Consider the following 19,357-nt stretch of genomic DNA (forward strand, 5'->3'; position numbering starts at 1 on the left):
CAAAGCGTCCGCGCCAGGGATGGCGTGGCCGATCCGCAGGGATGCGGGATTCCTTTGCGGTCAGGCAGGCCTTTCCTGACCCTGCACCCCAGCCACCCGCGAGGGTTCGCTTTTTAACACCTTACATACAGACTTCTGCCCGAACACTCCGAACAGCCGACTCCCCTGCGTAAGGAAACGCCACCTCAGACCACAAAGCAGCACCCAAGCCCGGCCGGGCAGGAACGGCATGCCTGAAGAGCAAAGCGTCCGCGCCAGGGATGGCGTGGCCGATCCGCAGGGATGCGGGAATCCTTTGCGGTCAGGCAGGCCTTTCCTGACCCTGCACCCCGGCCACCCGCGAGGGTTTTTAATTATCCCTCCGGCAAAGAGAGCTCAACCCAAACGCCCCGCTCAGATCTTCTCACGCCCTCCAGAACGCCACCTCAGCCCTTAAAGCAGCACCCAGGCCCGACCGGGCAGGAACGGCATGCCTGAAGATAAAAGCGTCCGCGGCAGGGATGGCGCGGCCGATCCGCAGGGATGCGGGAATTCTTTGCGGTCAGGCAGGCCTTTCCTGACCCTGCACCCCGGCCACCCGCGAAGGTTTTCTTTGCAACGATAAAGCACTCACATAAAAAAATTGGATCCCCACCAGGAATGGCATGGCCTGTCAACGGCCTGCCGGGAGCGTCAAAATTGCTGAGCAATGAAAGTGGAACAGCGGCAAATCATGGGGGAAAAGGTTACGATGAGGGTGCTGCATCTGGCGCAGCAAAAAGGCGGCTCCTGAGAGCCGCCTCTTATCCCGAAACTGAACAATCAGGAAGTGAGTCGCTTAACCGGGGCATTCTGCTGACGATCCCAGATCACGGTCAGTAACCGCTGCAGGGCGATAAACGCAAACAGCAGAATCCCGATAGCGATCTTGGTCCACCACGAACTCAGCGTACCGTCGAAATTGATCCAGGTCTGAATCAGCCCCTGAATCAGCACTCCAAACAGCGTTCCCAATACCGTTCCGACCCCGCCCGACAGCAGCGTACCGCCGATCACCACCGAGGCAATCGCATCCAGCTCCACACCCAGCCCGGCCAGCGCATAACCCGCCGAGGTATAGATCGAAAAGACAATCCCGGCCAGCGTCGCCAGCGTGGTCGAAAGCATATAGATCTTAATGGTGGTGGCACGGGTCGATACCCCCATCAGCTGCGCCGACGTCAGGTTGCCGCCGATGGCGTAAACCCGGTTACCAAAACGGGTGCGGTGTGCCAGAATAATCCCGCCCACGACCACCACCAGCATAATCACCGCCAACAGGCTGAGGCGCCCGCCGCCCGGCACTTTCCACGCCAGACCGGAAAGCAGTGTATAGAACGGGTGATCGATAGGAATCGAATTCTCCGACACCAGATAGCTGCATCCGCGCAGGAAAAACATCCCCGCCAGCGTAATAATAAAGGCCGGGATCTTCAGGGCATCAATCAGCCAGCCCATCATGGCCCCGAACAGCGCCCCCATCGACAGAATCAGCACAAACGCCAGCAGCGGATTGATATGGAAATCGCCAATCGCGCGCGCCAGAAACACGCCGGTAAACGCGATTACCGCGCCAACCGACAGATCGATCCCACCGGATAAAATCACAAAGGTCATGCCGACAGCGATAATGCCCAGGAACGCGTTGTCGGTCAGAATATTGCAGATCACCCGCGTGGAGGCGAAGCCCGGAAACTGGCTCAGACAGAACAGATAACCCGCCACAAACACCAGCAGCGTAATCATCAGCGGAAGATGACGTTTAATCATGTCGGACGCCTCCGTTTCAGCATCGCAATAAACCGCGGTGACTGCAGTAACAGCACGCACATCACCACCACCGCTTTCACCACCTGATTCAGCTCCGGCGGAAAACCGGAGAGCAGAATCCCGGTATTCATCGACTGGATAATCAGCGCACCAATCAGCGACAGCACCAGATTGAAGCGACCGCCCATCAGCGACGCCCCGCCAATCACCACGGCCAGAATCGCATCCAGCTCCAGCCATAAACCGGCGTTATTGGCATCCGCGCCGCGAATATCCGCCGCCACGATCAGACCGGCAACGGCGGCACAGACGCCGCTGATCGCATAGGTGGACATCACCACCAGCCAGCCGGTCACACCCGCGTTGCGGGCCGCACGCAGATTGATCCCCACCGCTTCGATAAACAGCCCCAGCGCGGTCTTGCGCGTCAGCAGCCAGACCGCCAGCGCCACCACCAGCGTGATCCAGACCGGCACCGGCAACATCCACAGCGAGCCATTACCAAACCAGCCGAGACTGTCGCTGTCGAAGGTCACAATCTGCCCCTGGGTGATCAGCTGCGCGATACCGCGCCCGGCCACCATCAGAATCAGCGTGGCCACGAACGGCTGGATCCGCAGCAGCGCCACCAGCACCCCGTTCCACAAGCCACAGAGTAAACCGGTGCCCAGCGTGGCGAGGATAATAAAGGGCACGCCGTGGCCGGCCACGGTCAGCGTGGCGGCAGTCGCCCCCGCAATGGCCATCACAGCCCCTACGGAAAGATCGATACCGCCCGTGGCGATGACCAGCGTCATCCCGATCGCCAGCAGCGCCACCGGTGCCGCACGGTTAAGAATATCGATCGGACTGCCAAACAGACGCCCATCCTGCAGATGCACGGCAAAAAAGTTACTGGCGACCAGGCTGTCGATCAACAGCACCAGCAGCAGCGCGGCAATCTGTGGCATCCCGGAGGGAAACTTCAGCTTACGACGTGGCGTTTTTTCAGATGACATAGGCGACTCAAGCATGTTGTACCCCTCCGTCCGCGATAGCATTGACGATCGACGCCACCGAAAGCTGCTCCAGCGGAATCTCTGCCACCTGCTTCAGATCGCGCATGATCAACACCCGATCGGCATAACCTACCAGCTCTTCGAGTTCAGAGGAGATCACCAGCAGCGCCAGACCATCGGCGCACAGGGATTCAATCAGACGAATAATCTCGGCGTGGGCACCCACATCGATGCCGCGTGTGGGTTCGTCGAGGATCAGAAACTGCGGTTTCGTAACCAGCCAGCGCGACAGCAGCACCTTCTGCTGGTTGCCGCCCGATAGCAGCTCCACCGGCTGTTCGGCGTGCGGCGTGCGGATGCCCAGACTCTTGATAAAACGGTCGGCAATCGCCTGCTGCTCGCGCCGCTTAATCGGCCGTAACCAGCCGCGCTGCGCCTGCAGCGCGAGGATGATATTTTCCCGCACCGACGCCGCGCCGATAATCCCGTCCGTCTTGCGATCTTCCGGACAAAACCCCATCCCCAGCTGCGAGGCTTTCGCCGGGTTGGGGATGCGCTGAACTTTGCCCTTGATCGTCGCGGTTCCGCGATCGGCCCGACGAATACCAAACAGCACCTCCGCGGTTTCGGTTCGGCCCGATCCCAGCAGTCCCGCCAGGCCCACGACTTCACCCGGACGCACCGCGAGGTTAAACGGCTCGATGGTGCCTTTCCGGCCATAATCTTCAAACGACACCACCGGCTGATTACTGCGCAGCGTACTGCCCTGGCGCTGCAGCGCCGTCTCCAGCAGTTCACGCCCCAGCATCAGCTTAATTAGCTCGATCTGCGGCAGCGTGGCGGTGTCATGGGTGGCGATATACTGCCCGTTGCGCAGCACGGTAATCCGATCGGTAATCCGGTACACCTGGTCCAGAAAATGGGTCACAAAAATCAGGCTCATCCCGCGGGCTTTTAACTGCGCCATCAGGGTAAACAGCATTTCAACTTCGCTGGCATCAAGGCTGGCGGTCGGCTCATCGAGGATTAACACCTGCGCCGACAGGTCAACCGCACGGCAGATAGCAATAATCTGCTGCATCGCCACCGAGTAGTGGCCCAGCGGACGGGTGACATCGAGGGAAAAGCCGTAGTTCCGCATCAGAGCGTCGGCATCCCGCACCATCCGGCGACGGTCAATCAGGCCAAAACGGCGCGGCTCACGGCCAATGTAGAGGTTATCCGCCACCGACATGTTCGGCAGCATATTCACTTCCTGATAGACGGTGCCGATGCCCATCTCCTGCGCCTGCGCCGTATTGTGCGGCGTGATGGGCTTACCGTTCAGGGTAATGGTGCCGGCATCCCGGCTGTAAACGCCGGTCAGCACTTTGATCAGGGTGGATTTACCGGCACCGTTTTCACCCAGCAGCGCCATAATCTCCCCTTTGCGAATATCAAAAGAGACATTATTAAGGGCCTTAACGCCGGGAAAACCTTTGCTGATGCCGTGGATGGATAACAGCGGTGTTTCACTTTGCGTGGTCATTCTGCTCACTCCGCCTTACGTCAGGAAAAACCGCCCTGTGGGGCGGTCTGCGGCTGGTCTGAGGCTGACGGGGGGATCAGTAACCCATGCCTTTTTTGGTTTCCAGCTCCTTCTGCGCATCAGCAGGCAGGAACAGCTTCGACTCGGTCTTGATCACTTTGGGCGGCAGCGTGCCATCTTTCTTAAACTTCTCCAGCGCATCAAACGCCGGACCCGCCATATTCGGGGTCAGCTCTACGTTGGCGTTGGCCTCACCGGCCAGCATCGCTTTATAGATATCCGGCACTCCATCAATCGAACCGGTCAGAATATCCTTGCCCGGTTTCAGGCCCGCTTCTTTAATCGCCTGGATGGCACCGATTGCCATATCATCGTTGTGCGCGTAAACCATGCAGATGTTTTTGCCGTTGTTCTCCGCCTTGATAAAGCTCTCCATCACCTCTTTACCCTTACTGCGGGTAAAGTCACCCGACTGCGAACGGATCACTTTGATGTTTGGATGGTTGCTGATGGCTTCTGCAAAGCCTTTCTTACGATCGATCGCCACGCTGGCGCCCACGGTGCCCTGCAGTTCCACCACGTTACACTGCTTGTCGCCCACGGTTTTCACCAGCCAGTCGCCGATCAGCTTGCCTTCCAGCACGTTGTCCGCCGTGACCACCGCCTGGTAGAGCGATTTGTCTTTCACCACAATTGCGCGGTCCAGCAGGTAAACCGGAATTTTGGCATCTTTTGCTTCTTCCAGAACCGGTTCCCAGCCGGTCTGCACGACCGGGGCGATAAAAATAGCATCCACGCCCTGGGCGATGAATGAGCGGACAGCCTTTATCTGGTTCTCCTGTTTCTGCTGACCATCGGCGATCTTCAGGGTAATACCGCGTTTTTTGGCTTCGCTTTTCGCGACGTTGGTTTCCGCCGAGCGCCAGCCAGATTCAGAACCGACCTGCGAGAAGCCCACCGTCATGTCCGCAGCGAGCACTGGGCCGGTTAACGCAGCGCTGACCAGCGTGGTCAGAAGTAAACGTTTCCACATAGTTTTTTATCCTCTGAAAGGCGATTGCTGTTTAGGGTAGAGAGCCTGCTTAGACTGGACTAAAAAAGGGTGCATAATGGCGACACACTTCACAAAACAGAGCAATTTAAAGGAGTTACGTGCAGCAGGAGCGCTTCGTTGAGGGCATAGCTATGGATAAAACGGCTGAATTTCGCTACCGTGGCCGTTAAATAATTGTAATAAACAGAGGCGCTTATGTTTCCAGCCACTGGAAACGATTACAGACAGGCGTACAAAATGGGTTATAGGCTTTGCGATTAACAAAAAACAGGTTTTGTGACTGCCCGCACACTCCCCCGCCAGGCCCGCCTCCGGCGCGAAACGTTTCTCTGACAACCAGGGTTATCTGACTAACCGCATCTGCAGGAAAACGCGGAAAAGAGGAGGCTGATTTACTGAAAAGTGTGAAATAATCGAAAAGAGTATTTTACATCACATTTTAACGCTTTGTTTATCTGGTATGATTTTCGAGTTTTATTCTGCAGACCCAGGTTCAGACGCAGACTCAGCGGCATCCGCTCCGGTAAAATACAGGATAGGCCCTTTTGCTGACCGATACGGTGCTTTTGTCTGATTTTAACCTTTTTTAACGCCTGCGATCTGGACAGCTTAAGCCTGCCCCCTATACTGAGCACTCCTTTGTTACTTCTATCTGTTATGGCAATGATGACTGCGCACGATTACCTGCTTAAATTCCGCAAAGTAAATAATTCAGACAGTCTGGAAAAACTTTTTGATCACCTCAACTACTCCCTGACTAATGATATGGACATCATCAATATGTACCGGGCGGCCGATCACCGACGCGCTGAGCTGGCCTCAGGCGGACGGCTGTACGATCTGGGCTGTGTGCCGAAAACAGTGTGGCGCTACGTGGTGTGATGTCTGGTTGATTTTTCGCTGTTTTACCCTCGGTTCCTGTCCGGATGGGCGCGCCTCTCTGGACATGTTATTCTGCTGCGCTTCGACTCCCCGAGACAGGAATAACTACGATGAATGAACAGGTTGCTGCGCCGCGTATTGGTGGCTGGCTTCTGCTGCCGCTGGCCTGGCTGATAATGACCCTGTTAACCACCGTTCTGGTGCTGGCGATGTATCTGACCCCCCTGTTTAATCCGGACTGGCGTGTGGCGCTCTTTTCCCACGGCAGCACGCTGCTCTCTTACTGGGCCATTTCTCTGCTCACCGCCGTCGCCGTCTGGGCGTACAGCCTCTGGATCAGCTGGCTGTTCTTCAGACGTTCGCGTCGTCTGCCGCGCCACTATCTGCTCTGGCTGCTGATAACCGTCCTGCTGGCACTGAAAACGTTTGCCTTTACGCCGGTGGCCGATGGCCGCGCCCTCCAGACATTGCTGCTGTCGCTGCTTGCCGCGGCGGTATTTGCGCCCTATTTCAAGCGGTCGGCACGGGTAAAAGCGACCTTTATTGCGCCCTAACGTCGTGAGTTATGTCAGGAATTTAATTCTGAGTGCGGTCTGCTGCTCTGCGGATGGCGCGGGTGTTGAGATACGCCGCGCTATCCACGATAATAAGCCGCTTTCTGGCTCCCAGGCGAAAAAATGACCGATTATCTGCTTCTCTTTATTGGCACCGTGCTGGTGAATAACTTCGTATTAGTGAAGTTTCTCGGCCTGTGTCCTTTTATGGGCGTTTCCAAAAAACTGGAAACGGCGATTGGCATGGGCCTCGCCACGACATTTGTGATTACCCTGGCCTCTATCTGTGCCTGGCTGGTCAATCACCTGATCCTGCTGCCGCTGGACCTGGTCTACCTGCGTACCATGGCCTATATCCTGGTCATCGCCGTCGTTGTGCAGTTCACCGAGATGGTGGTGCGTAAAACCAGCCCGTCGCTCTATCGCCTGCTGGGTATCTTCCTGCCGCTGATCACCACTAACTGCGCGGTACTGGGCGTGCCCCTGCTGAGCGTCAACCTGAACCACACGTTCCTCCAGGCGGCCCTCTACGGTTTTAGTGCCTCGATTGGCTTCTCGCTGGTCATGGTGCTGTTCGCCGGTATGCGCGAACGCCTGGTGCTGGCCAATGTGCCTGCGCCATTTAAAGGCAACTCCATCGCCCTGATCACCGCGGGCCTGATGGCGCTGGCGTTTATGGGCTTCAGCGGGCTGGTGAAATTCTGATGACCGCGATCTGGATTGCTGTTGCCGTATTGAGTGCGCTGAGCCTGGTGTTCGGTGCCCTGCTGGGTTACGCCTCGCGCCGCTTCGAAGTGGAAGAAGATCCCATCGTCGAGCAGATTGATGCCATTCTGCCACAGAGCCAGTGTGGCCAGTGCGGCTATCCGGGCTGCCGTCCCTATGCGGATGCGGTCGGCAACAACGGTGAGGCGATCAATAAATGCGCGCCGGGCGGGGAGCAGACCATGCTCAAGCTGGCCGCGCTGCTGAACGTTGAGCCGCAGCCGATTGATGGCGATGAGGCGGCGAAAGAGCCGGTGCGCACCGTGGCCTTTATCGACGAAGCCAACTGTATCGGCTGCACCAAATGTATTCAGGCCTGCCCGGTGGATGCGATTGTCGGCGCAACCCGCGCCATGCACACCGTGCTGAGCGACGTCTGCACCGGCTGCGATCTCTGTGTCGCCCCCTGCCCGACTGACTGTATTGAAATGCGTCCGGTTGCCACCACACCAGCCAACTGGAAGTGGGATTTGAATACCATTCCTGTACGGGTGATCCCGGTAGAAACTCATGCTTAATCTGTTTAACTTCCTGAAAAAAGAGAAGGTCTGGGATTTCGAGGGCGGCATCCATCCGCCCGAAATGAAAACCCAGTCTAACGGCACGCCGCTCAGCGAACTGCCTTTGCCGCACCGTTTTATTATTCCGCTCAAACAGCATATCGGACACGAAGGCGAGATCTGCGTGGCACCCGGTGACAGGGTGCTGCGCGGCCAGCCGCTGACCTTTGGTACGGGCCGTATGCTGCCCGTCCATGCACCCACGTCCGGCGTCATTGAGGCGATCGGTCAGCATATGACCGCCCATCCGTCGGGCCTGTCAGAACTCTGTGTTTTCCTGACACCCGATGGTGAAGATCGCTGGATACCGCGCGATCCTCTGCCGGACTACCGCCAGCATCCCCGCGCCGACATCGTGCAGCGTATTCACGATGCGGGCGTGGCCGGTCTGGGCGGTGCGGGCTTCCCGACCGCCACCAAACTCAAAGGCGGCCTGCGCGGGGTCAGCACCCTGATTATCAACGCGGCGGAGTGCGAACCTTACATCACCGCCGACGATCGCCTGATGCAGGATTACGCCGCCGAGGTGCTGGAGGGCAGCCGCATTCTCGCCTGGGTGCTGCAGGCTGAGCGGGTGCTGATCGGTATCGAGGATAATAAACCGGAAGCGATTGCCGCGCTGAAGCAGGCGCTGGGCAGCGATCGCGATCTGCAGATTCGGGTCATCCCGACAAAATACCCCTCCGGCGGTGCCAAGCAGCTGACCCGTATCCTGACCGGCAAGGAAGTGCCGCACGGCGGACGCTCGACCGATATCGGCGTGCTGATGCAGAACGTCGGCACGGCCTGGGCCGTGAAGCGCGCGATCGTCAACGGCGAACCGATTACCGAACGCGTGGTGACGCTGACCGGCGAAGCGATCGCCCAGCCGCGAAACGTCTGGAGCCGTCTGGGGACGCCGATCAGTCATCTGCTGCACCATGTCGGCTTTACCCCGTCGTCCCGTCAGATGGTGATCATGGGCGGCCCGCTGATGGGCTTCACCCTGCCATCGCTGGATGTGCCGGTGGTGAAGATCACCAACTGTATCCTTGCGCCATCCGCCACTGAGATGGGGAACAACGACGACGAGCAGTCCTGCATTCGCTGTTCAGCCTGTGCGGACGCCTGCCCGGCCAAACTGCTGCCGCAGCAGCTCTACTGGTACAGCCAGGGCGGCGATCACGATAAAGCCCGCGCGCACCATATCGATGACTGCATCGAATGCGGTGCCTGCGCCTATGTCTGCCCGAGTAACATTCCGCTGGTGCAATATTACCGTCAGGAAAAGGCCGAACTGCGCGCCATCGATCTGGAAGCAAAACGTACGCTGGAAGCGAAAGCGCGCTTTGAAGCCCGTCAGGCTCGACTGGAGCGCGAAAAACTGGCGCGCGAAGCCCGTCATGAAGAGGCGAAGCAGCGGGTCGCCCGCTCCGACAATGGTGAACTGGCCGCCGCCAAAGCACGGGTGAAAGCCCGTCAGGCGACCGAACCGGATGAAGCCACGCTGGAAGCGCAGCGCGAGGCTCGTCATGCCCAGGCGCGTCTGCGTCAGGCCGAGGCGCAGGCTGAAACCCAGCCGGTGACCCGACAGTCGGTCGATCCGCGTAAAGCCGCGGTTGAGGCCGCCATTGCCCGCGCAAAAGCGAAGAAAACCACCGAGAAGCCGGCAGAAGCCGCACCAGCTCCTGCTGCTGCGCCGGCTGCCGCTGCCGATCCGCGTAAAGCCGCCGTCGAGGCCGCTATCGCCCGCGCCAAAGCGAAGAAGGCTGCACAGGCCCAGGGCGCTGAGGCCGCACCGGCCGCTGACAACGCTGCTGCGCCGGATGCCGCCATCGATCCGCGTAAGGCCGCCGTCGAGGCTGCTATCGCCCGCGCGAAAGCGAAGAAGGCTGCGCAGGCCGAGGACGCTGAGGCCGCACCGGTCGCTGACCGCGCTGCTGCACCGGACGCCACTGTCGATCCGCGTAAGGCCGCCGTCGAGGCCGCTATCGCCCGCGCGAAAGCGAAGAAGGCCGCGCAGGCCCAGGGCGCTGAGGCCGCACCAGCCGCTGACAACGCTGCTGCGCCGGATGCCACTGTCGATCCGCGTAAGGCCGCCGTTGAGGCCGCTATCGCCCGCGCCAGAGCGAAGAAGGCTGCACAGGCCCAGGGCGCTGAGGCGGCACCGTCCACCGATAGCGCAGCCGAAGTCGCTTCGGATGCCGACAGCGCCGCCGCGCCGGACACCGAAACCGATCCGCGTAAGGCAGCTATCCAGGCCGCCATCGCCCGCGCCAGAGCGAAGAAAGCTGCGCAGGCCGAGGGCGCTGAGGCGGCACCGTCCACCGATAGCGCAGCCGAAGTCGCTTCGGATGCCGACAGCGCCGCTGCGCCGGACGCCGAAACCGATCCGCGTAAGGCCGCTATCCAGGCCGCCATCGCCCGCGCCAGAGCGAAGAAAGCCGCGCAGGCGGAAAGTGACGCGGATGCCGCCTCACGCGATGCCGCTGCCCTGGCGACCGCCGCGCATTTTGCGGTGGAAAACGCCGGGCAGGCTCAGGAGCAGGCCAACAACGCGAATGCTGAACCGGAACAGGCACCTGAACTGAATCAACCCGACGATGCGCGTAAAGCTGCAATTGCTGCCGCCATCGCCCGTGCCAAAGCGCGTAAAGCGCAGTCGTCTACGACGCTTGAGGATTAAATGGCTTTTCGTATCGCAAGTTCTCCCTATACCCATAACCGCCGCAGCACCGGCAATATCATGCTGCTGGTGGTGCTGGCTGCGGTGCCGGGTTTCGCTGCACAGTGCTATTTCTTTGGCTACGGCACCTTTATCCAGGTCATTCTGGCGACGCTGACCGCCTGGCTGACCGAGGCGGCCATTCTGCGACTGCGCAAAGCCCCCATTGTTCCTGTGCTGGCGGACAACTCGGCTCTGCTGACGGCTGTTCTGATCGGCATCAGCCTGCCTCCCCTGGCCCCCTGGTGGCTGGTCGTCGTCGGCACCCTGTTTGCGGTGGTGATAGCGAAACAGCTCTATGGCGGCCTGGGCCAGAACCCGTTTAATCCGGCGATGGTCGGCTATGTGGTGCTGCTCATCTCCTTCCCGGTGCAGATGACCAGCTGGCTTCCGCCTGACACGCTGCAGGCCATCCGGCCTACGCTGATGGATACGCTGAGCATGGTGTTCCACGGCCACACGCTGGCGGGCGAAACCATGCAGCAGCTGCAGCTGGGCGTCGATGGCGTCAGTCAGGCCACACCGCTCGATACCTTTAAAACCGGCCTGCGCGCCGGACACAGTGCCGAACATCTGCTGGCGCAGCCGATCTACAGCGGCGTGCTGGCGGGCCTGGGCTGGCAGTGGGTTAACGTGGGTTATCTGGCCGGTGGCCTGTTCCTGCTGTGGAAAAAGGCGATTCGCTGGCATATCCCTGTGGCCATGCTGCTGTCGCTGGCCTGCTGTGCCGTGCTGGGCTGGATCTTCTCTCCCGGCTCGCTCAACAGCCCGCTGATTCACCTTTTCTCGGGCGCGACCATGCTGGGGGCGTTCTTCATCGCCACCGATCCGGTCACTGCCTCGACCACCAATCGCGGACGTCTGCTCTACGGCGCGCTGATTGGCCTGCTGGTCTGGCTGATCCGCAGCTTCGGCGGTTACCCCGATGGCGTCGCCTTTGCCGTGCTGCTGGCAAACATCTGCGTGCCGCTGATTGACTACTACACCCAGCCGCGCGTTTACGGCCATCAGAAGGATTAAGCGATGCTGGAGACGATTCGCAAAAACGGGGTAACGCTGGCGGTTTTCGCGGCGATTACCACCGCCGCCACTGCCGTGGTGAACACGGTGACGAAACCGACCGTGGAACATCAGACCCTGCTGCAGCAGAAAAACCTGCTGGACCAGGTGGTGCCGACCGGAATGTATGACAACAACATCCAGCAGGATTGTTACGTTGTCACGGATAGTGCACTGGGCAACGGCGCGCCGCACCACCTCTTTGTGGCGCGCAAAGGCGGCCAGCCGGTTGCGGCGGCGCTGGAGACGACCGCGCCCGACGGCTATTCGGGTGCCATACAGATGCTGGTCGGTGCCGATTTCCAGGGTAAAGTGCTGGGCGTACGGGTCATCGAACACCATGAAACGCCGGGGCTGGGTGACAAGATTGAGCTGCGCATCTCCGACTGGATCAACAGTTTCAACGGAAAAGTGGTTCAGGGTCCGTCAGACAAGGCATTTGCCGTTAAAAAAGATGGTGGCGAATTTGACCAGTTTACCGGTGCTACTATTACCCCACGCGCGGTGGTGAATGCGACGAAACGCACCGCGCTGTTGATGAAAACCCTTCCGGAGAGACTCTCTTCGTTACCGGTCTGTGGAGACGCAAATGAGTGAAGCAAAAAGTCTGCTGGTCGGCGGATTGTGGAAAAATAACTCGGCGCTGGTGCAGTTACTGGGCCTCTGCCCGCTGCTGGCGGTCACCGCCACCGCCACCAACGCACTGGGTTTGGGCCTGGCGACCACGCTGGTGCTGACCCTGACCAACAGTTTTATCTCCGCTTCCCGGCGCTGGGTGCCTTCGGAAATCCGTATCCCGATCTACGTGATGATCATCGCCTCGGTGGTGAGCTGCGTACAGATGCTGATCAACGCCTACGCTTATGGCCTCTATCAGTCGCTGGGGATCTTTATCCCGCTGATTGTCACCAACTGTATCGTGGTTGGCCGTGCGGAAGCCGTCGCCTCGAAAAGCTCGATTCCGCTGGCAGCGCTGGATGGCTTTGCCATCGGCATGGGGGCAACCTGCGCCATGGTGGTTCTGGGCTCCCTGCGTGAGATTATCGGCAGCGGCACGCTGTTTAACGGGGCCGATCAGCTGCTTGGCCCGTGGGCGAAATCGCTGCGTATCGAAGTGGTGCATTTCGACTCGCCGATGCTGCTCGCCATGCTGCCGCCGGGCGCTTTTATCGGTCTCGGCATGATGCTGGCGGGTAAATACCTGATCGATCAGAAGATGAAACAGCGGGCTGCCCTGCGGGCGCAGGCGGCGGAGCGCGCGGCCCCCCAGAATGCCGTCGGGAAAGCCGTGTGAACCAGACCAAACGCACTGAAATCCTTCGCCGGCTGCAGCAGAACAATCCGCACCCGACCACCGAGCTCTCTTTCAGCTCACCCTTTGAGTTGCTCATCGCGGTGCTGCTCTCGGCGCAGGCAACCGATGTCAGCGTCAACAAGGCCACCGCGAAGCTCTATCCGGTGGCGAATACCCCTGCCGCGATGCTGGCGCTGGGCGTGGAAGGCGTTAAGTCCTACATCAAAACCATCGGCCTGTTTAACAGCAAAGCGGAGAATGTCATCCGGACCTGCCGCATTCTGCTTGAGCAGCACAACGGTGAGGTGCCCGAAGATCGTGCCGCGCTGGAGGCGCTGCCGGGGGTGGGTCGCAAGACCGCTAACGTGGTGCTAAATACCGCCTTTGGCTGGCCGACGATTGCCGTCGATACCCATATCTTCCGCGTCAGTAACCGCACGAAGTTTGCGCCGGGCAGGAACGTTGAAGAGGTGGAGCAGAAGCTGCTGAAGGTGGTGCCTGCGGCCTATAAGGTTGACTGTCACCACTGGCTGATCCTGCACGGTCGCTACACCTGCGTGGCGCGCAAGCCCCGCTGCGGCTCATGCCTGATCGAAGATCTCTGCGAGTTTCCTGACAAAACCGAGTAACTGCCCCGATCTTAAACCCGCTTCGGCGGGTTTTTGCTTTGCTGCCCCGCCTTTGCCCCAGCCGGTTTACCCCGCCGTCGCATCATCCTGAAAAACAACACAGTTTATCGGGTTGTTACATGGATGGCGATAATGGAAAATCGCCGCCCCTGATTATAAGAAAAAGTTATGCCACAGTGAGTAATGTCATGAACAAACGCCCCTCTGCCGGGAAGCACGCGCTGCGCCTGTTTCTGGCCCGACTCTGGCCGCATCCGCTGGCGGTGAGTAAAAAGCATATCATTATCGCCGGACTGGGTGCCGGTACCGGACTGATGCTGACCAGCCTGCTTAGCCACTGGATGCTGGGCGAACTGAACCTCTGGTTTGTTGCGCCGGTCGGCGCATCGGCCGTGCTGCTGTTTGGCGTACCGGCCAGTCCGCTGGCGCAGCCGTGGGCGATCATAGGCGGTAACAGTCTCTCGGCGCTGACGGGCGTTGTGGTCTGTCAGCTCATTCCCGATCCGGCTATCGCCTGCGGCGTCGCGGCCTGCGTCGCCATACTCCTGATGTTTCAGCTGCGCTGTCTGCACCCGCCCGGCGGCGCGGTGGCGCTGACCGCTGTTCTGGGCGGCCCGGCGGTGCAGCAACTGGGCTATCACTTTGTGCTGACGCCCGTTCTGCTCAACTCCCTGATTCTGGCGCTGCTGGCACTGCTGATTAACAATCTGGCGGGGCGGCGCTATCCGCATCCGCTGGCTCCCGAAGAGGTGAAGCCGGAGCCGGTCGCAATGCCGGTGCCGCTGACGCGTGACGACCTGCATCAGGCGCTACAGGGGGGGGAGCTGCTGGATATTGATGAGGATGATTTACAGGCGCTGCTGCTGCGCGCGGAAGAAATTGCCCAGCGCCGTCAGTTCGGCTGACGAACCGGCTGACAGGCTGTCAGCCGTTCTGAGACGCATCGCTTTTATGTGACAGTGTCACTTAATACGATGCGCCGCCCCTACTGCTGCGCCAGCGCGGCCTGCATCCAGGCCACCACCAGCGGTGAGAGTTTTTGCTGCAGCGCCGCCCGTTCCGACTGGAACAGCGTTGCCACAAAAAAGGGATGATCCGGCAACTCCACGCCGCGGACGTCACCCGCTTCATCCCAGGCCGTGATCCGCAGCGTCTTCTCACCCAGTGCTGCACTGAACGCCGGGTTAACGCCAAAGTTGCAGTGATAGCCCTCATCGCTCTCCAGCGCGCCGTAGGCGGTGGCGATACGCGAACCGGGTTCGAACCTCACCGCACCGCGCTGCTCCAGCAGCGAACAGCTTAATGGCGCGATAACGCTGCGCCCGCCGGTGTCGGTTTCGGCATGCCCGGCATCCTGCCAGCCCAGGACGTTACGGGCATACTCAATCACCGCGTACTGAAATCCGCCACAGGAGCCGAGGAACGGCTTGCCGCTCTCCCGCGCCCAGCGAATAGCGTCATAGACGCCGCTGTCGTTGTGATAGGGACTGCCCGGCACCACCCAGAGCGCGTCGCACGCCGTCAGGTCGGTCTCATCGAGTCGCCCGGTGGCGACCCAGGTGGTTTCAGCGGTAATGTTCAGGCTGCGGGCAGCACGCGCGATTGCAGGGGGGATGGCCTGGTGCGCGACCGCGCTGGCGCGGTAGTCTCCCACCAGAAAGAGACGCAGGAATGGCATGGGCAGATCCTTTTCAGGGAAAGCAGAAGGTTACACGATCGTTAATTTTTTGTCATTTACTGCCGGGTTCCTCGCCCCTACGCCGCTAAAGCCGCGACCGGAGAGGTGGCGTCTGCCGCGGTGCGGTTCATGACGGGTGACTGCACCCTGTTCTGCACGTCAGTCCGGCGGTTCTCTGCCTCTCCGGTGCGACGCAATCGGTTTCTTCTTTTGTTTACTGAATTAAATCCGCAGATTGTGGAGTTGATCGCGCATCGTGCATTTTTTCAGCGTCCCGGCCCGAAAAATGGTTACGCTTTATTCAGATCGCTGGAAAAAAGCGCTGTGACTGCCCATCTGTGCTGGCGATCTGCGCTCCGGTAAACGATTCATCCACAGATTCTTTCATTAGCAGTTAATATCAATTTCATCCAGCGACGAACGGAGATTCAGTCGGATCGTGCTTATTCAGCGCTACTCATCAAAATTAAAAACTAATCAACAGCTTATTACACGGTTTTTAACGCTACATTATCAGCTCAGGCTGGTTGTCAGAAAATTCTTGCCCTGTCGCCCGTAATCAGCCAAATTAGTCGCCCCTTTTCCCTTCTAATAACAATCTCGCGCGTGGAAAACTCACACGACGCGGACTTAATTGCTGTCCCGAAACAGGGTATGAAAAAACTGAGGTACATGTGTCAACTGCAAACAAACACACTGATGAGGCTGTCAGTCTCAATGCGTTTAAACAGCCAAAGGCGTTTTACTTAATCTTCTCGATTGAGTTATGGGAACGTTTTGGCTTCTATGGCCTGCAGGCCATCATGGCGGTTTACCTGGTGAAGCAGCTGGGATTGTCTGAATCAGACTCTATCACCCTGTTCTCTTCATTCAGTGCGCTGGTCTATGGACTGGTCGCCATCGGCGGCTGGCTGGGCGATAAGGTGCTGGGCACCAAGCGTGTGATCGTGCTGGGCGTGCTGGTTCTGGCGCTGGGATATGCGCAGGTGGCCTTCTCCGGCCATAACGTCAGCATCGTCTACACCGGTATGGCGACAATCGCCGTGGGCAGCGGCCTGTTCAAGGCTAACCCCTCTTCGCTGCTCTCCACCTGCTATGAAAAAGATGACCCGCGTATCGACGGTGCTTTCACCATGTTCTATATGTCGATCAATATCGGTTCGCTCTTCTCGATGATGCTGACACCCTGGCTGGCGGCAAAGTATGGTTACAGCGTGGCCTTCTCGCTCTGCGTCATCGGCCTGGTCATCACCCTGTTCAACTTCCTGTTCTGCAAGCGCATGGTGAAAAATTACGGCTCTAAGCCGGACTTCGCGCCGCTGCAGGTCGGCAAACTGCTGATGACGCTGGTTGGCGTGGTCGTGCTGATCGCTCTGGCCAACTGGATGCTGCATCATCAGGCTATCGCCCGTCTGGTGCTGGCGGTGATTGCGCTGGGCATCGTGCTGGTCTTCGCTAAAGAAGCCTTTGCGCTGCAGGGCGCGGCGCGCCGTAAGATGATCGTGGCCTTCCTGCTGATGGTCGAAGCGATCCTGTTCTTCGTGCTCTACATGCAGATGCCAACCTCACTCAACTTCTTTGCTATCCGCAACGTTGAGCACACCATTCTCGGCATTACGTTTGCGCCCGAGCAGTTCCAGGCGCTGAACCCGTTCTGGATCATGCTGGCCAGTCCGCTGCTGGCGGCGCTCTACAACAAGCTGGGCGATAAGCTGCCGATGCCGCATAAGTTTGCCCTCGGTATGGTGCTCTGCTCCGGTGCCTTCCTGGTGCTGCCGGTAGGGGCAAAATTTGCCAGCGACGCCGGTATCGTTTCCGTTAACTGGCTGATCCTGAGCTATGCGCTGCAGAGTATCGGTGAGCTGATGATCTCAGGTCTCGGCCTGGCGATGGTGGCACAGCTGGTGCCTCAGCGTCTGATGGGCTTCATCATGGGCTCCTGGTTCCTGACCACCGCTGGCGCGGCGGTGATTGCCGGTAAAGTGGCTAACCTGATGGCGGTGCCGGAAAACGTCACCGATCCGCTGATCTCCCTGGCGACCTACAGCCGCGTGTTCCAGCAGATCGGTATCGTCACGGCGGTCATCGCCCTGCTGATGCTGATCACGGCGCCGCTGCTGAACCGGATGACCCTGGATACGGACGCGAAAAAATAACGCGCAGTCCCGATAACCACCAGATAACTCAGCCGGGCTCTGCCCGGCTTTTTTGTGGCCGATCGCCTCGCCGCGCAGATCCCTGATCCTTATCACTGGTAATTCCATCCTGAGTCTTTACTATGCTGTGATCCCATTGCAACAAGGAGTACATGGTCATGAAACTGTTTTGCAAAGCAGGAGCCTGCTCTCTCTCTCCCCACATTGTTATGCGCGAATGCGGGCTCGACTTCACCCAGGTGAGCGTCGACCTGGCCACCAAACTCACCGAACAGGGCGATGACTTTCGCCAGATCAATCCCAAAGGCCAGGTGCCTGCGCTGCAGTTCAGCGACGGCAGCGTACTGACCGAAGGCGTGGCGATTGTGCAGTATCTGGCGGATCTCAAGCCCGATCGCCATCTGCTGGCGCCGGTCGGCAGCCTGACCCGCTATCACACCGTGGCGTGGCTCAGCTACATCGGCAGCGAGCTGCACAAAAGCTTCGGCCCGCTGTTCCGTCCCGGCTACACCGATGAGGTGAAGGCGCAGACCCGCAGCCAGCTGGAAGCGAAGTTTCGCTATGTGGATGAGTCATTGCGTGACAGACAGTGGCTGATGGGGCTGCATTTCAGCGTGGCGGATGCCTATCTGTTTGTAGTGACGCGCTGGGCAAAGGCGCTGGGTCTGGATTTGTCCGGCCTGACGGCGCTGGAGGCCTGGTTTGAACGCGTGGCGGAACGGCCTGCGGTACAGGCGGCGCTGAAAGCGGAAGGTTTAGCCTGAGAGAACAGGGCCGGTTAACCGGCCCTGATGCATTACAGTTTTTCTGCCGCGAAGTGGTGCACCGGCGAGGCGATAGCATCCTGCGCCGCGACCAGCTGCAGCTCATACTCGCCCATCTGATGGGTTTTCAGCATCACCTCATAAACCGCCGCCGTAACGTGCTCCAGCGCATCCTGCAGCGATTTGCCGTGCAGCAGATTCACCAGCAGCAGGCCGCTGGTAAGATCGCCAACGCCGACCGGCTGACGCACGCCGAAATCGACCAGCGGACGGCTGATGTGCCAGGCGTCCTCCGCCGTGACCAGCAGCATCTCAAAGCGATCGCTGCGGCGACCGGCGCGCGCAAGGTGTTTCACCAGCACGACGCGCGGCCCCTGGGCAATCAGTGCCCGTGCAGCCTCCACCGCCGCATCAACATCCGTCACGGTGCGTTCGCTCAGCATCTCCAGCTCAAGCAGGTTCGGCGCGATGATGTCACTGGCGGGCATCGCCATTTTGCAGTGAAACTCCGCGACGCCCGGTGCCACAATGCAGCCTTTCTCAGGATGGCCCATGACCGGATCGCAGAAGTACCAGGCGTTGGGGTTCGCCGCTTTCACCTGACGAACAATCTGCAGAATCTGTTCACCCTGCTCCGCCGATCCCAGATAGCCGCTCAGCACCGCGTCACAGGTTTTCAGGCGGTCGATATCCGCAATGCCTTTAACGATGTCGGTTAAATGCGTTGCCGGCATCACCGTGCCGGTCCAGTGGCCATATTGCGTATGGTTGGAAAACTGCACGGTATTCAGCGGCCAGACGTTGGCGCCCAGGCGGCGCATCGGAAACTCAGCCGCCGCGTTACCGGCATGACCAAAAACAACATGCGACTGAATCGCTAAAATATTTTTCACGTGTTTGCCCTGTCTGCCTTGCCATAAAAAAAGGGCCGGAAACCGGCCCTG

General features: G+C 59.4%; 18 protein-coding genes. 12 read left to right on the forward strand and 6 right to left on the reverse strand.

What is annotated here, in order from left to right; all coding sequences use genetic code 11:
* Nucleotides 1–801 precede the first annotated feature (801 nt).
* The 4 genes from yjfF to ytfQ form a co-directional block, all read right to left on the reverse strand.
* On the reverse strand, nt 802–1,788 hold the full coding sequence (gene yjfF, locus J1C59_RS09900; protein ID WP_128086527.1) for a galactofuranose ABC transporter, permease protein YjfF: 987 nt from the start codon (nt 1,786–1,788) through the stop codon (nt 802–804).
* Entirely contained in the window at nt 1,785–2,801 is a 1,017-nt protein-coding gene (gene ytfT / locus J1C59_RS09905) for a galactofuranose ABC transporter, ATP-binding protein YtfT (protein ID WP_111140489.1), read from the reverse strand. Before ytfT ends, yjfF begins: the two co-directional genes overlap by 4 nt.
* On the reverse strand, nt 2,794–4,314 hold the full coding sequence (locus J1C59_RS09910; RefSeq protein ID WP_128086528.1) for a sugar ABC transporter ATP-binding protein: 1,521 nt from the start codon (nt 4,312–4,314) through the stop codon (nt 2,794–2,796). The genes ytfT and J1C59_RS09910 overlap by 8 nt, the downstream gene beginning before the upstream one ends.
* Nucleotides 4,315–4,390: 76 nt before the next feature.
* The gene (gene ytfQ / locus J1C59_RS09915; RefSeq protein WP_111140491.1) at nt 4,391–5,347 is read right to left on the reverse strand and encodes a galactofuranose ABC transporter, galactofuranose-binding protein YtfQ; all 957 of its coding nucleotides are present in this window, start codon (nt 5,345–5,347) and stop codon (nt 4,391–4,393) included.
* A 687-nt stretch (nt 5,348–6,034) separates the two neighbouring features.
* Between ytfQ and ydgT the strand changes: the two genes are divergently transcribed.
* From ydgT to J1C59_RS09965, 10 genes are all read left to right on the forward strand, one after another.
* On the forward strand, nt 6,035–6,250 hold the full coding sequence (gene ydgT, locus J1C59_RS09920) for a transcription modulator YdgT (protein WP_111140496.1): 216 nt from the start codon (nt 6,035–6,037) through the stop codon (nt 6,248–6,250).
* Between the two features lie 110 nt (nt 6,251–6,360).
* A complete protein-coding gene (locus J1C59_RS09925; protein WP_128086529.1) occupies nt 6,361–6,804 on the forward strand; it encodes a DUF2569 domain-containing protein in 444 nt (147 codons plus the stop codon).
* A 123-nt stretch (nt 6,805–6,927) separates the two neighbouring features.
* The gene (gene rsxA, locus J1C59_RS09930) at nt 6,928–7,509 is read left to right on the forward strand and encodes an electron transport complex subunit RsxA (protein ID WP_111140493.1); all 582 of its coding nucleotides are present in this window, start codon (nt 6,928–6,930) and stop codon (nt 7,507–7,509) included.
* Entirely contained in the window at nt 7,509–8,087 is a 579-nt protein-coding gene (rsxB, locus tag J1C59_RS09935; protein WP_111140494.1) for an electron transport complex subunit RsxB, read from the forward strand. Before rsxA ends, rsxB begins: the two co-directional genes overlap by 1 nt.
* Entirely contained in the window at nt 8,080–10,794 is a 2,715-nt protein-coding gene (gene rsxC / locus J1C59_RS09940; protein WP_140917046.1) for an electron transport complex subunit RsxC, read from the forward strand. The genes rsxB and rsxC overlap by 8 nt, the downstream gene beginning before the upstream one ends.
* Nucleotides 10,795–11,853, forward strand: coding sequence for an electron transport complex subunit RsxD (rsxD, locus tag J1C59_RS09945; protein WP_128085611.1), 1,059 nt, complete (start codon nt 10,795–10,797; stop codon nt 11,851–11,853).
* A 3-nt stretch (nt 11,854–11,856) separates the two neighbouring features.
* Nucleotides 11,857–12,489 carry an electron transport complex subunit RsxG gene (rsxG, locus tag J1C59_RS09950; protein ID WP_140917047.1) on the forward strand — a complete coding sequence of 211 codons (633 nt, stop codon included), beginning with the start codon at nt 11,857–11,859 and terminating at the stop codon, nt 12,487–12,489.
* The gene (locus J1C59_RS09955) at nt 12,482–13,186 is read left to right on the forward strand and encodes an electron transport complex subunit E (protein WP_128085612.1); all 705 of its coding nucleotides are present in this window, start codon (nt 12,482–12,484) and stop codon (nt 13,184–13,186) included. The genes rsxG and J1C59_RS09955 overlap by 8 nt, the downstream gene beginning before the upstream one ends.
* Nucleotides 13,183–13,815 carry an endonuclease III gene (nth, locus tag J1C59_RS09960; RefSeq protein WP_128085613.1) on the forward strand — a complete coding sequence of 211 codons (633 nt, stop codon included), beginning with the start codon at nt 13,183–13,185 and terminating at the stop codon, nt 13,813–13,815. The genes J1C59_RS09955 and nth overlap by 4 nt, the downstream gene beginning before the upstream one ends.
* Before the next feature lie 188 nt (nt 13,816–14,003).
* Entirely contained in the window at nt 14,004–14,720 is a 717-nt protein-coding gene (locus J1C59_RS09965) for an HPP family protein (protein WP_140917048.1), read from the forward strand.
* Between the two features lie 80 nt (nt 14,721–14,800).
* Here the strand turns inward: J1C59_RS09965 and J1C59_RS09970 are convergent, their stop codons facing one another.
* Nucleotides 14,801–15,493, reverse strand: a complete 693-nt coding sequence (locus tag J1C59_RS09970; protein ID WP_422615475.1) for a CTP synthase C-terminal region-related (seleno)protein — start codon at nt 15,491–15,493, stop codon at nt 14,801–14,803.
* 674 nt (nt 15,494–16,167) lie between these two features.
* Here J1C59_RS09970 and dtpA point away from each other — a divergent pair.
* Nucleotides 16,168–17,649 carry a dipeptide/tripeptide permease DtpA gene (gene dtpA, locus J1C59_RS09975; protein ID WP_128085614.1) on the forward strand — a complete coding sequence of 494 codons (1,482 nt, stop codon included), beginning with the start codon at nt 16,168–16,170 and terminating at the stop codon, nt 17,647–17,649.
* 158 nt (nt 17,650–17,807) lie between these two features.
* Entirely contained in the window at nt 17,808–18,413 is a 606-nt protein-coding gene (gene gstA / locus J1C59_RS09980) for a glutathione transferase GstA (protein WP_111141141.1), read from the forward strand.
* 32 nt (nt 18,414–18,445) lie between these two features.
* On the opposite strand, the gene pdxY is transcribed toward gstA, so the two are convergent.
* Entirely contained in the window at nt 18,446–19,306 is an 861-nt protein-coding gene (gene pdxY / locus J1C59_RS09985; RefSeq protein ID WP_128085615.1) for a pyridoxal kinase PdxY, read from the reverse strand.
* Nucleotides 19,307–19,357 lie beyond the last annotated feature (51 nt).

The sequence above is a fragment of the Pantoea deleyi genome (genome assembly GCF_022647325.1).
Classification (GTDB): domain Bacteria; phylum Pseudomonadota; class Gammaproteobacteria; order Enterobacterales; family Enterobacteriaceae; genus Pantoea; species Pantoea deleyi.

Coding starts and splice junctions, on each gene's coding strand:
- yjfF (WP_128086527.1), bottom strand. CDS start 1,788: ATGATTAAACGTCATCTTCCGCTGATGATTACGCTGCTGGTGTTTGTG.
- ytfT (WP_111140489.1), bottom strand. CDS start 2,801: ATGCTTGAGTCGCCTATGTCATCTGAAAAAACGCCACGTCGTAAGCTG.
- J1C59_RS09910 (WP_128086528.1), bottom strand. CDS start 4,314: ATGACCACGCAAAGTGAAACACCGCTGTTATCCATCCACGGCATCAGC.
- ytfQ (WP_111140491.1), bottom strand. CDS start 5,347: ATGTGGAAACGTTTACTTCTGACCACGCTGGTCAGCGCTGCGTTAACC.
- ydgT (WP_111140496.1), top strand. CDS start 6,035: ATGACTGCGCACGATTACCTGCTTAAATTCCGCAAAGTAAATAATTCA.
- J1C59_RS09925 (WP_128086529.1), top strand. CDS start 6,361: ATGAATGAACAGGTTGCTGCGCCGCGTATTGGTGGCTGGCTTCTGCTG.
- rsxA (WP_111140493.1), top strand. CDS start 6,928: ATGACCGATTATCTGCTTCTCTTTATTGGCACCGTGCTGGTGAATAAC.
- rsxB (WP_111140494.1), top strand. CDS start 7,509: ATGACCGCGATCTGGATTGCTGTTGCCGTATTGAGTGCGCTGAGCCTG.
- rsxC (WP_140917046.1), top strand. CDS start 8,080: ATGCTTAATCTGTTTAACTTCCTGAAAAAAGAGAAGGTCTGGGATTTC.
- rsxD (WP_128085611.1), top strand. CDS start 10,795: ATGGCTTTTCGTATCGCAAGTTCTCCCTATACCCATAACCGCCGCAGC.
- rsxG (WP_140917047.1), top strand. CDS start 11,857: ATGCTGGAGACGATTCGCAAAAACGGGGTAACGCTGGCGGTTTTCGCG.
- J1C59_RS09955 (WP_128085612.1), top strand. CDS start 12,482: ATGAGTGAAGCAAAAAGTCTGCTGGTCGGCGGATTGTGGAAAAATAAC.
- J1C59_RS09965 (WP_140917048.1), top strand. CDS start 14,004: ATGAACAAACGCCCCTCTGCCGGGAAGCACGCGCTGCGCCTGTTTCTG.
- J1C59_RS09970 (WP_422615475.1), bottom strand. CDS start 15,493: ATGCCATTCCTGCGTCTCTTTCTGGTGGGAGACTACCGCGCCAGCGCG.
- gstA (WP_111141141.1), top strand. CDS start 17,808: ATGAAACTGTTTTGCAAAGCAGGAGCCTGCTCTCTCTCTCCCCACATT.